The following is a 13,248-nucleotide window of genomic DNA, read 5'->3' as shown; positions in this document are numbered from 1 at the left end:
CGGCAGGCAAGACCTTCTTAATTTTCAAAGAGAACGCCATCGCATTTGCCCTTCTTTACCTTTCTGACAAAATAAGCATAGCCGTCTATTTTGACCGCGCAGGATTTTTCCCCACTTTTTACGCGACATTAGACATAAAAAAAGCCACCCGAAGGTGGCTTAGTGCATTCACGAGGTGAAGGCTTATTTAGCAGGCAGTACCGCTTTCACGGCGTCGCCGATATCAGCCAGGCTGCGTACGGTTTTCACACCAGCCGCTTCCAGCGCAGCGAATTTCTCATCCGCAGTACCTTTGCCACCGGCAATAATGGCGCCAGCATGGCCCATACGTTTGCCTTTCGGCGCAGTCACGCCCGCGATGTAGCCAACAACCGGCTTGGTTACGTGTTCTTTGATGAACGCGGCGGCTTCTTCTTCTGCGCTACCGCCGATCTCACCGATCATCACGATCACTTCAGTCTGCGGGTCATCCTGGAACATTTTCAGGATGTCGATAAAGTTAGAGCCAGGGATCGGGTCGCCACCGATACCCACACAGGTAGACTGACCGTAACCGATATCGGTGGTCTGCTTAACGGCTTCATAAGTCAGGGTGCCGGAACGCGACACGATACCTACGCGGCCCGGCTGGTGAATGTGGCCCGGCATGATACCGATTTTACATTCGCCTGGGGTGATTACGCCTGGGCAGTTCGGGCCGATCATGCGCACGCCGGCTTCATCCAGCTTCACTTTCACAGTCAGCATATCCAGCGTCGGGATGCCTTCAGTGATGGTGATGATCAGTTTGATGCCCGCTTCGATCGCTTCCAGGATGCCGTCTTTGCAGAACGGTGCCGGAACGTAGATCACGGTAGCCGTCGCGCCAGTCGCTTCTACTGCTTCACGCACGGTGTTGAACACCGGCAGACCGAGATGGGTGGTGCCGCCTTTACCTGGGGTCACGCCGCCAACCAGCTGCGTACCATAGGCCAGCGCCTGCTCAGAATGGAAAGTCCCCTGGCCGCCGGTGAAACCCTGGCAAATGACTTTGGTGTTTTTGTCGATCAGAATGGACATTATTTACCCTCCGCAGCAGCAACAACACGCTGTGCCGCGTCTGTCAGGCTGGTTGCTGCAATGATGTTCAGACCGCTGTCCGCCAGTTTCTTAGCGCCCAGCTCGGCGTTGTTGCCTTCAAGACGTACCACAACCGGCACGTTCACACCCACTTCTGCCACTGCACCGATGATGCCGTCTGCGATCAGATCGCAGCGCACGATGCCGCCGAAGATGTTAACGAATACGGCTTTAACCGCATCGTCAGACAGGATGATTTTGAACGCTTCGGTTACGCGCTCTTTAGTTGCGCCGCCGCCGACATCAAGGAAGTTTGCAGGCTGACCACCGTGGTGTTTCACGATGTCCATCGTACCCATCGCCAGACCAGCACCGTTGACCATACAGCCAATGTTGCCTTCCAGTGCGACGTAGTTCAGTTCCCACTGCGTAGCATGCGCTTCGCGCGGATCTTCCTGGCTCGGGTCACGCATTTCACGCAGTTCCGGCTGACGGAACAGGGCGTTGCCGTCGGCACCCAGTTTGCCATCGAGACAGATCAGATCGCCCTGCTTGGTGATCACCAGCGGGTTGATCTCAACCAGCGCCAGATCGCGCTCCAGGAACAGGTTCGCCAGACCCATAAAGATTTTGGTGAACTGGCTGACTTGCTTACCGGTCAGGCCCAGTTTGAACGCCAGCTCACGGCCCTGATACGGCTGTGGACCGGTTAACGGATCCAGCGCCATTTTGTGGATCAGGTGCGGGGTCTCTTCCGCCACTTTCTCGATCTCAACACCGCCTTCGGTAGAGGCCATGAAGACCACACGACGGGTGGCACGGTCAACAACCGCACCCAGATAGAGTTCCTGATCGATGTCAGTTGCCGCTTCAACCAGGATCTGGTTTACCGGTTGACCTTCAGCATCTGTTTGATAGGTCACCAGGCGTTTACCCAGCCAGTTTTCAGCAAAGGCACGGATCTCTTCTTTGCTGTGAACGACTTTCACACCGCCCGCTTTACCGCGGCCACCGGCATGAACCTGACATTTCACTACCCACGGGCCAGCGCCAATTTTTGAGGCGGCTTCTTCTGCTTCACGCGGCGTAGTGCAGGCGTAGCCAGTCGGTGCCGGCATACCATACCGTGCAAACAGCTGTTTCGCCTGGTATTCGTGTAAGTTCATGATGTTCTATCCATTCAGGTCTGAAAAGACTAATGAGTGTTGGGCGCGCCCTTAAACCTGACGCGCCCGGTAAAAATCAGACATCCAGCAGCAGACGCGCCGGATCTTCCAGCATCTCTTTCACTGCCACCAGGTAGCCCACGGATTCGCGGCCATCAATCAGACGGTGGTCATAAGAGAGCGCCAGATACATCATCGGCAGGACCACAACCTGGCCATTCACCGCCATCGGACGATCTTTGATAGCGTGCATACCCAGAATTGCGCTCTGCGGCGGGTTGATGATTGGCGTGGACATCAGCGAACCAAACACACCACCATTGGTGATGGTGAAGTTGCCGCCGGTCAGTTCTTCCACGGTCAGCTTGCCGTCACGGCCTTTCACCGCCAGCTCTTTAATTTTCTTCTCGATGTCAGCCATGCTCAGCGCATCAACATCTTTCAGCACCGGCGTCACCAGGCCACGCGGGGTAGATACCGCGATGCTGACGTCAAAGTAGTTGTGATACACCACGTCTTCACCGTCGATGGACGCGTTCACTTCCGGGAAGCGTTTCAGCGCTTCAACCACGGCTTTGATGTAGAAGGACATAAAGCCCAGACGCACACCGTGACGCTTCTCGAAGGCATCGCCGTACTGCTTACGCAGATCCATGATCGGCTTCATGTTCACTTCGTTGAAGGTGGTCAGCATGGCGGTGCTGTTTTTCGCTTCCAGCAGACGCTCGGCAACGCGTTTGCGCAGACGGGTCATCGGCACACGCTTCTCGCTGCGATTGGCCACAGCGGCCTGCGGTGCAGCGGCAGCGGCTGGCTGCGGCGCGGCTTTAGCTTCTGATTTCTTCGCCAGATGTTTTTCCACATCTTCACGGGTGAGTCGACCGCCAACGCCGCTGCCTTTGATCTGGCTGGCATCGAGGTCATGCTCAGCAATCAGGCGACGGATCGCCGGGCTGAGCGCGTCATTGTTTTCCTCTTCCAGAGAAGCGGTCTGACGCTGAGCAGGCGTTGATTCCTTGCTCTCCACTTTCGCGGAGGTCTCTTTCCCGCTGCTGTTGCCTTCTTTCAGTCGGCCCAGGATCTGGCGAGAGGTAACGGTAGCGCCTTCATCTTCCAGCACGGCATCCAGCACGCCGTCTGCGGCAGCAGGCACTTCCAGTACCACTTTGTCGGTTTCGATCTCGACAATCACTTCATCGCGACTGACCGCGTCGCCGGGTTTTTTATGCCAGGTTGCTACCGTTGCGTCCGCTACGGATTCAGGCAAATCGGGAACGAGAATATCTACACTACTCATTATCTTTCCTTTTTATTAACCAAGGTTCAGCGCGTCATTAACCAGGTCTTGCTGCTGTTTTTGATGTACGGACATGTAGCCCACGGCCGGTGAAGCAGAAGCCGGACGGCCTGCATAGCGCAGTGACGCACCAAACGGAATCACTTCGCGGAAATGATGCTGACTGCAATACCATGCGCCCTGATTCAGCGGTTCTTCCTGACACCAGACGAAATCCTGCACATGGGCATAGCTTTTTAATGCTTCCTGTACTGCTTTATGCGGGAACGGATACAACTGCTCAACACGAATAATGGCGACGTCGTTCTTCTCGCTCTTACGACGTTGTTCCAGCAGATCGTAATAAACCTTACCAGAACACATCACCACGCGTTTCACCTGTTTCGCATCAAGCGCGTCGATCTCGCCGATAGCGGGCTGGAAGCTGCCATTCGCCAGCTCATCCAGCGTGGAGATTGCCAGCGGGTGACGCAGCAGTGACTTCGGTGACATCACGATCAGCGGACGGCGCATACCGCGCAGCGCCTGACGACGCAGCATATGGTAAACCTGAGCCGGCGTGGACGGCACACACACCTGCATATTCTGCTCGGCGCAGAGTTGCAGATAGCGTTCCAGACGGGCGGAGGAGTGCTCCGGGCCTTGTCCTTCGTAACCGTGCGGCAGCAGCATCACCAGGCCACACATACGGCCCCACTTCTGCTCGCCGGAACTGATGAACTGGTCAATCACCACCTGCGCGCCGTTGGCGAAGTCACCGAACTGCGCTTCCCAGATAGTCAGCACGCGGGGTTCTGCGGTGGCATAACCGTATTCAAAGGCCAGTACCGCTTCTTCTGACAGCACGGAGTCCCAGACTTTGAACTGGCCCTGGCCGTGATGGATGTGATGCAGCGGCGTATAGGTTGAACCGTTCGCCTGGTTGTGAACCACCGCATGGCGATGGAAGAAGGTGCCGCGGCCGGAGTCTTCACCAGACAGACGGACCGGGATGCCTTCATCCACCAGCGTGGCGTAGGCGAGGTTTTCGGCGCCGCCCCAGTCAAAGGCTTTATTGCCTTCGGCCATCTCTTTACGATCGTTGTAAATCTTGGCAACACGTCCCTGGACTTCAACCGCTTCCGGCACCTGGCTGATGCGGCGCGCCAGTTCCTGCAAACGTTTCATCTCGACGGTAGCCGGGTAGCTTTCATCCCAGTCGTGGTTGAGATACGGCGACCAGGTAAAGGAGTGCAGGCTCATCGGACGCCATTCCGGCACCACGCATTCACCGGCATCCAGCGCATCGCGGTAGAGATTAACCATCTCAGTGGCATCTTCCAGCTTGGCAATGCCATCCGCTTCCAGACGGTCGGCGTAGATTTTACGCGGCGTCGGGTGCTTTTTGATTTTCTGGTACATCAGCGGCTGGGTTGCGCTCGGCTCGTCGGCTTCGTTATGGCCGTGACGGCGGTAGCACACCAGGTCGATAAACACGTCGCGCTTGAAGGTGTTGCGATAGTCGAGCGCCAGACGGGTTACAAAGGCCACAGCTTCCGGATCGTCCGCGTTTACGTGGAAGATCGGCGCCTGAACCATTTTGCCGATGTCGGTACAGTATGGCGTAGAACGTGCGTCCAGCGGATTCGAGGTGGTGAAGCCGACCTGGTTGTTGATCACGATGCGAACGGTACCGCCCACTTCATAACCACGCGCCTGCGACATGTTCAGGGTTTCCTGCACCACGCCCTGCCCGGTGACAGCGGCGTCGCCGTGGATGGTGATCGGCAGCACTTTATTGCTGCTCGGCTCAGCCAGACGATCCAGACGCGCGCGCACCGACCCCATCACTACCGGGCTAACAATTTCAAGGTGCGACGGGTTAAATGCCAGCGCCAGGTGGACCAGGCCGCCTTCGGTTTCCACGTCTGACGAGAAGCCCATATGGTACTTCACGTCACCGGTGCCGAGATGTTCTTTGTGCTTACCGGAGAATTCGTCGAACAGATCCTGCGGCTTTTTACCCAGCACGTTGATCAGTACGTTGAGACGACCGCGGTGCGCCATACCCAGCACCACTTCACGCGTGCCGCTCTTACCGGCATGGCGAATCATTTCGCGCAGCATCGGTACCAGCGCATCGCCGCCTTCCAGCGAGAAACGCTTCGCGCCAGGGAATTTTGCGCCAAGGTATTTTTCCAGGCCTTCTGCCGCGGTCAGCTCTTTCAGGAAACCTTTTTTCTCGTCAGTGCTGAAGCTGGCATGACCGACAACCGATTCGATGCGCTGCTGAATCCAGCGTTTTTCGTCAGTGTTGGTGATGTGCATATACTCGGCACCGATGGAGCCGCAGTAGGTCTGCTTCAGTGCGTCGTAAAGATCGGCCAGCTTCATCGTCTCTTTGCCGATAGCAAACGAGCCTACGTTAAAGCTTTCCTGAAAATCGGCGTCGGTCAGATCGTGATAGGCCGGGTCGAGATCGGGTACGGTGTCCTGCTTCCACAGGCCAAGCGGGTCGAGGTTAGCGTGCTGGTGTCCGCGAAAGCGGAAGGCGTTAATCAGCTGCAGCACCTTAACCTGTTTGGAATTAGCGGCCGGATCGGTGACTGTGGAGGTGTAACGCGTTGCATCTTTAGCCAGGCGGCGGAAGTAATCACGCGTTGTGGAGTGAAACTGCTCAGGTTTCACGCCTGTGCCGGGCAGTTGCTGGAACATGTCGCGCCACACTGCATCAACAGAGTCAGGATCGGTCAGGAAATCCTCATAGAGTTGCTCTATGTAGGATTGGTTCGCGCCGGCCAGCCAGGAGGAGTCCAGCCAGGGCTTCATCGCGCTGTTCTGCATTGTGATCCCTTAAGCATTAGTATGCTTTTTTTGAGGTTTCATTGTTGCCGCTTTCACGGCTTGCCGTAGTGAGTTCAGCGATACGAGCCCTTGCGCTATCGGCGCCCGACTCGTAAGGGAACCTTTATAAGCGTGGTGTTAACCGCGCTTATAGAGGCTTCCGTAAACTGCCGGGAACCTGAGGTTCCCGGACAGTGGTACTTCTTACGCCCCGCGTTGCAGCAGCATCGACTTAATATGGCCGATGGCGCGCGTCGGGTTTAGTCCTTTCGGGCACACGCTCACACAGTTCATGATGCTGTGACAGCGGAATACACTGAAAGCATCGTTCAGATTGTCCAGACGCGCGTCGGTTTCGGTATCGCGGCTGTCAATCAGGAAACGGTAAGCGGCCAGCAGACCCGCCGGACCGATGAATTTGTCCGGATTCCACCAGAACGACGGACACGAGGTTGAGCAGCAGGCGCAGAGAATACATTCGTATAATCCATCCAGATGCTCACGCTCGCCAGGGCTTTGCAGATGCTCGCGCGCTGGCGGGTTTTCCCCGTTATTCAACAGGTAAGGCTTAATCTTCTCATATTGTGCGTAGAATTGCCCCATATCCACAACAAGGTCGCGGATCACAGGCAGACCCGGCAGCGGACGGATAACAATTTTCTTTTTGCCGTTGCCCAGCGCCGAAACCGGGGTGATGCACGCCAGACCGTTTTTGCCGTTCATGTTCAGGCCATCTGACCCGCACACGCCTTCACGGCAGGAGCGACGGAACGCCAGCGTCGGATCTTTCTCTTTCAGCTTGATCAGCGCGTCCAGCAGCATCATGTCGCGACCATCTTCCGCTTCCAGGCTGTACTCCTGCATACGCGGCGCGTCATCGACTTCCGGGTTATAACGATAGATTGAAAATTCGAGTCTCATGATGATCTCCGCAATTAATAGGTACGCACTTTCGGCGGGAAGGCCGCGCGCAATTTCGGCTGCATGTTCACCTCACGGCGCGTCATGCTTTCCGTTTGCGGAACATAAAGGCTGTGGCACAGCCAGTTTTCATCATCGCGATCCGGATAGTCGAAGCGGCTATGGGCACCACGGCTTTCGGTACGGTAGTTGGCCGCGACGGCCGTGGCGTACGCGGTTTCCATCAGGTTATCCAGTTCCAGACACTCGATACGTTGCGTGTTGAAGTCCGGGGAACGGTCGTCGAGACGCGCTGATTTCAGGCGCTCACGGATCACCTTCAGTTCTTCCAGACCCTGCGCCATGGCGTCGCCTTCACGGAATACCGAGAAGTTGTTCTGCATACAGCGTTGCAGCGCCTTGCGGATCTCAACCGGGTCTTCGCCGGTGGTGTTGTTTTCCCAGCGGTTGAAGCGCGCCATCGCTTCGTCGATTTCGTCCTGAGTGGCATCGCGCAGTTCACCCTGCTCCTGGATACACTCCAGCAGATGCAGACCGGCAGCACGACCAAACACCACCAAGTCGAGCAGTGAGTTACCGCCCAGACGGTTGGCGCCGTGCACAGATACGCAGGCGATTTCGCCCACCGCGAACAGGCCAGGGATCACCACGTCTTCACCCTGCTCATTGACGCGCAGCGCCTGGCCGGTGACTTTGGTCGGGATACCGCCCATCATGTAGTGACAGGTTGGGATAACCGGAATCGGTTCTTTAATCGGGTCAGCGTGCGCAAAGGTGCGTGACAGTTCGAGGATGCCCGGCAGACGGGACTCCAGCACCTCTTTGCCCAGATGGTCGAGTTTCAGCTTGATATGCGGACCCCATGGGCCATCGCAACCGCGTCCTTCACGGATTTCGATCATCATCGAACGCGCCACCACGTCACGGCCCGCCAGATCTTTGGCGTTCGGCGCGTAACGTTCCATAAAGCGTTCGCCATGCTTATTCAGCAGGTAACCACCTTCACCACGGCAGCCTTCCGTAACCAGCACGCCCGCACCGGCGATACCGGTTGGGTGGAACTGCCACATTTCCATGTCCTGCACCGGCACGCCCGCGCGCAGCGCCATACCCACGCCGTCACCGGTGTTGATATGGGCGTTAGTGGTGGACTGATAAATACGGCCTGCGCCGCCAGTCGCCAGAATGGTCGCCTTGGCTTTGAAGTAGACGGTTTCGCCGGTTTCGATACAGATGGCGGTGCAGCCCACGATGGCGCCGTCCGCGTTTTTCACCAGGTCCAGCGCATACCATTCGGAGAAGATGGTGGTTTTGTTTTTCAGGTTCTGCTGATACAGGGTATGCAGCAGGGCGTGGCCAGTACGGTCCGCAGCCGCCGCGGTACGCGCCGCCTGCTCACCACCGAAGTTTTTCGACTGACCACCAAACGGACGCTGATACACGCGGCCGTCATCAAGACGGGAGAATGGCAGGCCCATATGTTCCAGCTCCAGAATCGCTTCCGGGCCGGTTTTACACATATATTCGATCGCGTCCTGGTCGCCGATGTAGTCGGACCCTTTGACGGTGTCGTACATGTGCCATTCCCAGTTATCTTCATGGGTGTTACCCAGCGCAACGGTAATACCGCCCTGCGCAGACACAGTATGGGAACGGGTTGGGAAGACTTTAGATAATAGCGCGCAGGTCTGGCCTGCTTGGGAGATTTGCAGAGCGGCACGCATACCTGCACCACCCGCGCCGATCACCACGGCATCAAACTCTCTGACTGGCAAACTCATTTACACACCCCACACCACAACGGTTCCATAAATTGCATAGGACAACAGCGCGACCACAATCACCAGCTGCAACACCAGACGGATAGCCAGCGGTTTCACGTAGTCGGTCAGGACCTGCCACATCCCAATCCAGCCATGGACCAGAATGGAGAACAGCGTCAGCAACGTGAACACTTTCGTGAAGGAGGAAGCGAAGAAGCCGCGCCAGACGTCATACGTCAGCGTGCCTGTCATCACCACAAAACCGAGAATGTAGATAATGTAGAGCGTAATTAAGATTGCAGCAGCACGCAGTAACAGCCAGTCATGAATACCGTTGCGTCCTAATGCAGAAGCATTGCTTACCATACGAGGACTCCAGCCAAAATTGAAAGCACGACAGTGATACCAAAAGCCGCCTGAGCGGAACGGGTGCCCACTTCCAGGGTTTCAGGCAAAAATCCGAAATCCATCAGCATATGGCGAATGCCGCCCACGGCGTGATACGCCAGCGCAGTCAAAATGCCCCACATGATGAATTTGGCGAAGAAGCTATCCATGATGGATGCGGCTTGCAGGAAACCTTCCGGAGAAGAGAGCGAGAGACCCAGTAACCAGAGCAGAATTCCGAGAGCGACAAAGGTGATCACGCCGGAGACGCGGTGGAGAATGGACGATATTGCAGTAACGGGAAACCGGATCGTCGAGAGATCCAAGTTAACAGGTCTTTGTTTTTTCACGGTTTTGCCCACACAGCTCTTTTTTATTTTGCTTCCTCCGGTCCTGAGTCGCATCAGAGACACAGTGAGTGTTCAGACTGCAACCGTCACCAAAGAAGCAACATCCAGTGTTAAATGACGCGGGGAAAACGCTGGGTGGCTCCTGGTGTCAGGGTATTCCGGAGACCTGGCGGCAGTATAGGAGGATCACATTCTGATTACAATTCCCCTACAATCTCTTTGGTCACATTTAAGCTGAACAGTGATCCTCCTCACGAATTTCACATTTCATACATTTTTAATTATCTGATTTGACAAAAGTTCAACAATTCGGTTACAAACAAACGCATTAAAGCCCTATGATGCACAAAAGTTATGGGGATACACTTTCCCCTAAGCTGAAGTTATGTAACATTGCAACTATGAGCATTACAAAGCATCAGGTTATTGGTTACCAAGAAGTTATGTCGTGACAGGATCTTTAACATCCGCGATTTGCAGCATGTCATGCCCGGACACCACTGGCCCAACGCCTCGTTCACTCTGTACTCTACCCTGCACGACAAACATGACCGCAGAGTGATACTGTGAAGGTTGTGGTTTTACGCAACATGAAGGCTATTCTGGTGTCTAAGATCCTTACCTACCAAGGCGCTATGGAGACGAAAAATGACAGATAAAAAAGTGACGCTAACCCTACAAGACGATACGCCTGTTGAACTGGACGTGATGCACGGCACGCTGGGACAGGATGTTGTTGATGTCCGCGCTCTCGGCTCTAAGGGCCTTTTCACCTTCGACCCCGGCTTCACGTCTACAGCGTCATGCGAATCGAAAATCACCTTTATCGATGGTGACGAAGGCATTTTGTTACATCGCGGTTTCCCGATTGATCAGCTGGCAACGCACTCCAACTATCTCGAAGTGTGTTACATCCTGCTAAATGGCGAAGCGCCGACCCAGCAGCAGTACGAAGAATTCTGCACCACCGTTACCCGCCACACCATGATCCACGAGCAAATTACCCGCCTGTTCCACGGCTTCCGTCGCGATTCACATCCGATGGCGGTAATGTGCGGTGTGACCGGCGCGCTGGCGGCATTTTATCACGACTCCCTGGACGTCAATATTGAGCGTCATCGTGAAATCGCAGCCTTCCGCCTGCTGTCAAAAATGCCGACCATGGCCGCGATGTGTTACAAATATTCCATCGGCCAGCCGTTTGTGTATCCGCGCAACGACCTCTCCTATGCCGGTAACTTCCTGCATATGATGTTCGCCACGCCGTGCGAAGAGTACAAAGTCAACCCGGTGCTGGAACGCGCCATGGACCGTATTCTGATTCTGCACGCCGACCACGAACAGAACGCCTCCACCTCTACCGTACGTACCGCGGGTTCCTCGGGCGCCAACCCATTTGCCTGTATCGCGGCGGGTATCGCCTCCCTGTGGGGACCGGCGCATGGCGGTGCAAACGAAGCGACGCTGCGTATGCTGGAAGAGATCAGCACCGTGGATCACATTCCGGAATTTGTCCGCCGCGCTAAAGACAAGAACGATTCGTTCCGTCTGATGGGCTTTGGTCACCGCGTGTATAAGAACTACGACCCGCGTGCCACCGTGATGCGTGAAACCTGCCATGAAGTGCTGAACGAGCTGGGTATGAAAGATGACCTGCTGGAAGTGGCGATGGAGCTGGAACATATCGCGCTGAACGACCCGTACTTTATCGAGCGTAAACTCTATCCGAACGTCGATTTCTACTCAGGCATTATTCTGAAAGCGATGGGCATTCCCTCTTCCATGTTTACCGTGATCTTCGCCATGGCGCGTACCGTGGGCTGGATTGCACACTGGAGAGAGATGCACGACGAAGGCATGAAGATTGCCCGTCCGCGTCAGCTGTACACCGGTTATACCGAGCGTCCTTTCACCTCTGCGCTGAAAAAATAACGCTCCAGCATCCCGTTCCGTGCCGTTGGTGGCACGGTCGGGATAAATTCCGCCCCTGCCACCCTGGGTCGTCATTGATACCAACCGCACCTTCCCTACATCTGACATCCCGGGCACCAGTAAAAAGGCCGCGATGACAGCACGCCCTTCTCAATCACCGTCCCGCAGCGCCGACACCGTTTTCCCTGACGATGAAACACCTCAAAACGAAACGCCGCATCCTCGTGATATTTTTTCATGCTGCCACGCATCTGATACGAATGACGCGGCACCGCCAGCATCGCCTCGCTCAGCGCCCGCAGCTGCCCGGCATCCAGATCCTGCGCCCGATGCTGCGCCAGCAGCTGCGCGTGCCACAGAATCTCCACCCGCAGATAATTCCCCAGTCCGGCAAGAAACGCCTGGTCGAGCAGCAAACCGCTGAATTGCCGCCGCCGGAAACGCGCTGACAGCAGCCGCTCCTGCACCTCGTCTACCGTCAGGCTGGCATCCAGCACATCCGGCCCGACCCGTTGCAGAAAAGGATGCGCCGCCAGGGTAGCAGCGTTGAGCAGTTCAATATCGGAGGCGCTATATAACAAAATCGCCTGTTCAGCATTGGCCAGTCGCACGCGCAGCTGGCGGGTGGTTTGCGGTTCGGTGCCGGTCGGCACAATGCGCCAGACGCCATACAGCTGGTTGTGGCTGTACAGCGTCAGGCCATTGGAGAAATGGGTGAGGAGCGCTTTTCCCCGGGTTTCGATGGCGGTGACCGTCTCCCCCAGTAGCGCCGGTTCATAGGTTTTTAGCTGCGGAAAGGCAAACCACACATCGGTGAGCGGTTTGCCGATCATCGCCGCCGCCAGCTGATCCGCCGCACGGCGGATCTCCGGTCCTTCTGGCATGACTGCTCCTGTTAATGCGTCGCGCCACCGGCGACATGCAAATCCTTATCGACACTTAACGTCACCTGCAACGCAATCTCCAGCGCCTGAATCACGCTGGCCGTCGCCATGCTGGGCGCACCGGGATGCTGCACCGCCTGTTCCGGCAAATAGGGAATGTGGATAAAACCGCCGCGCGCCTTGCTCTGCTGCGTCGCCAGCCAGTGCAGCAGGCTATACATCACATGGTTGCAGGTAAAGGTGCCTGCGGTCTGCGATACCGATGCCGGGATACCTGCCTCCCGCACCGCGGCCACAATGGCTTTGATCGGCAAGGTGGAGAAGTAGGCGACCGGGCCATCGCTGGCAATCGGCTGGTCAATGGGCTGCTGGGCGTCATTGTCAGGGATGCGCGCATCATCAACATTGATCGCGACGCGTTCCACGGTGATATCGCTGCGGCCACCCGCCTGCCCCACGCACAGAATGCGATCCGGTTGCAGTTCATCCAGCGCACGCGTCAGCACCTCGCCGCAGCGGCTGAATACCACCGGCAGCTGGCGTACCACCACGCGGGCGTCGCCGATCACTTTGCCATCAAAAGTCCGTACGGCTTCCCACGAGGGGTTGATGCTCTCGCCACCAAAGGGTTCGAAAGCGGTCATTAACACGGTTTTCATTGCATCC

Annotated in this window: 11 protein-coding genes; 1 reads left to right on the top strand and 10 read right to left on the bottom strand. The window is 56.3% G+C overall.

Annotated elements, in window-relative coordinates; genetic code table 11:
- Nucleotides 1-183: 183 nt before the first annotated feature.
- The 8 genes from sucD to sdhC form a co-directional block, all read right to left on the bottom strand.
- Nucleotides 184-1,059, bottom strand: a complete 876-nt coding sequence (sucD, locus tag AC6I8V_RS05840) for a succinate--CoA ligase subunit alpha (protein WP_003853148.1) — start codon at nt 1,057-1,059, stop codon at nt 184-186.
- Nucleotides 1,059-2,225, bottom strand: coding sequence for an ADP-forming succinate--CoA ligase subunit beta (gene sucC / locus AC6I8V_RS05835; RefSeq protein ID WP_497844952.1), 1,167 nt, complete (start codon nt 2,223-2,225; stop codon nt 1,059-1,061). Before sucC ends, sucD begins: the two co-directional genes overlap by 1 nt.
- Nucleotides 2,226-2,301: 76 nt before the next feature.
- Complete coding sequence (gene odhB, locus AC6I8V_RS05830; protein WP_497844951.1) at nt 2,302-3,522, bottom strand: 2-oxoglutarate dehydrogenase complex dihydrolipoyllysine-residue succinyltransferase; 1,221 nt, start codon at nt 3,520-3,522, stop codon at nt 2,302-2,304.
- Nucleotides 3,523-3,537: 15 nt separating this feature from the next.
- The gene (gene sucA, locus AC6I8V_RS05825) at nt 3,538-6,345 is read right to left on the bottom strand and encodes a 2-oxoglutarate dehydrogenase E1 component (protein WP_497844950.1); all 2,808 of its coding nucleotides are present in this window, start codon (nt 6,343-6,345) and stop codon (nt 3,538-3,540) included.
- A 204-nt stretch (nt 6,346-6,549) separates the two neighbouring features.
- A complete protein-coding gene (locus AC6I8V_RS05820) occupies nt 6,550-7,266 on the bottom strand; it encodes a succinate dehydrogenase iron-sulfur subunit (RefSeq protein WP_497844949.1) in 717 nt (238 codons plus the stop codon).
- Between the two features lie 14 nt (nt 7,267-7,280).
- A complete protein-coding gene (gene sdhA / locus AC6I8V_RS05815; protein ID WP_497844948.1) occupies nt 7,281-9,047 on the bottom strand; it encodes a succinate dehydrogenase flavoprotein subunit in 1,767 nt (588 codons plus the stop codon).
- Nucleotides 9,048-9,395 (bottom strand): succinate dehydrogenase membrane anchor subunit, encoded by a 348-nt coding sequence (sdhD, locus tag AC6I8V_RS05810; RefSeq protein ID WP_497844947.1) that lies wholly within the window; start codon nt 9,393-9,395, stop codon nt 9,048-9,050.
- Nucleotides 9,389-9,820, bottom strand: coding sequence for a succinate dehydrogenase cytochrome b556 subunit (gene sdhC, locus AC6I8V_RS05805; RefSeq protein ID WP_497844946.1), 432 nt, complete (start codon nt 9,818-9,820; stop codon nt 9,389-9,391). The genes sdhD and sdhC overlap by 7 nt, the downstream gene beginning before the upstream one ends.
- A 594-nt stretch (nt 9,821-10,414) precedes the next feature.
- Here sdhC and AC6I8V_RS05800 point away from each other — a divergent pair.
- On the top strand, nt 10,415-11,698 hold the full coding sequence (locus AC6I8V_RS05800; RefSeq protein ID WP_497844945.1) for a citrate synthase: 1,284 nt from the start codon (nt 10,415-10,417) through the stop codon (nt 11,696-11,698).
- Between the two features lie 95 nt (nt 11,699-11,793).
- On the opposite strand, the gene nei is transcribed toward AC6I8V_RS05800, so the two are convergent.
- Together nei and pcp are read right to left on the bottom strand one after the other, a co-directional pair.
- Nucleotides 11,794-12,582, bottom strand: a complete 789-nt coding sequence (gene nei, locus AC6I8V_RS05795; RefSeq protein WP_497844944.1) for an endonuclease VIII — start codon at nt 12,580-12,582, stop codon at nt 11,794-11,796.
- Nucleotides 12,583-12,593: 11 nt separating this feature from the next.
- Complete coding sequence (gene pcp, locus AC6I8V_RS05790; RefSeq protein WP_497844943.1) at nt 12,594-13,241, bottom strand: pyroglutamyl-peptidase I; 648 nt, start codon at nt 13,239-13,241, stop codon at nt 12,594-12,596.
- Nucleotides 13,242-13,248 lie beyond the last annotated feature (7 nt).

It is taken from the genome of Pantoea sp. X-Soil-TKNS-1207, assembly GCF_059730485.1.
The sequence above is the reverse complement of the archived record's forward strand: the minus strand, read 5'-3'. Positions and strand labels throughout refer to the sequence as shown.

Excerpts from the sequence above, each read along its gene's own strand:
- sucD (WP_003853148.1), bottom strand. The coding sequence starts at position 1,059 with ATGTCCATTCTGATCGACAAAAACACCAAAGTCATTTGCCAGGGTTTC.
- sucC (WP_497844952.1), bottom strand. The coding sequence starts at position 2,225 with ATGAACTTACACGAATACCAGGCGAAACAGCTGTTTGCACGGTATGGT.
- odhB (WP_497844951.1), bottom strand. The coding sequence starts at position 3,522 with ATGAGTAGTGTAGATATTCTCGTTCCCGATTTGCCTGAATCCGTAGCG.
- sucA (WP_497844950.1), bottom strand. The coding sequence starts at position 6,345 with ATGCAGAACAGCGCGATGAAGCCCTGGCTGGACTCCTCCTGGCTGGCC.
- AC6I8V_RS05820 (WP_497844949.1), bottom strand. The coding sequence starts at position 7,266 with ATGAGACTCGAATTTTCAATCTATCGTTATAACCCGGAAGTCGATGAC.
- sdhA (WP_497844948.1), bottom strand. The coding sequence starts at position 9,047 with ATGAGTTTGCCAGTCAGAGAGTTTGATGCCGTGGTGATCGGCGCGGGT.
- sdhD (WP_497844947.1), bottom strand. The coding sequence starts at position 9,395 with ATGGTAAGCAATGCTTCTGCATTAGGACGCAACGGTATTCATGACTGG.
- sdhC (WP_497844946.1), bottom strand. The coding sequence starts at position 9,820 with ATGCGACTCAGGACCGGAGGAAGCAAAATAAAAAAGAGCTGTGTGGGC.
- AC6I8V_RS05800 (WP_497844945.1), top strand. The coding sequence starts at position 10,415 with ATGACAGATAAAAAAGTGACGCTAACCCTACAAGACGATACGCCTGTT.
- nei (WP_497844944.1), bottom strand. The coding sequence starts at position 12,582 with ATGCCAGAAGGACCGGAGATCCGCCGTGCGGCGGATCAGCTGGCGGCG.
- pcp (WP_497844943.1), bottom strand. The coding sequence starts at position 13,241 with ATGAAAACCGTGTTAATGACCGCTTTCGAACCCTTTGGTGGCGAGAGC.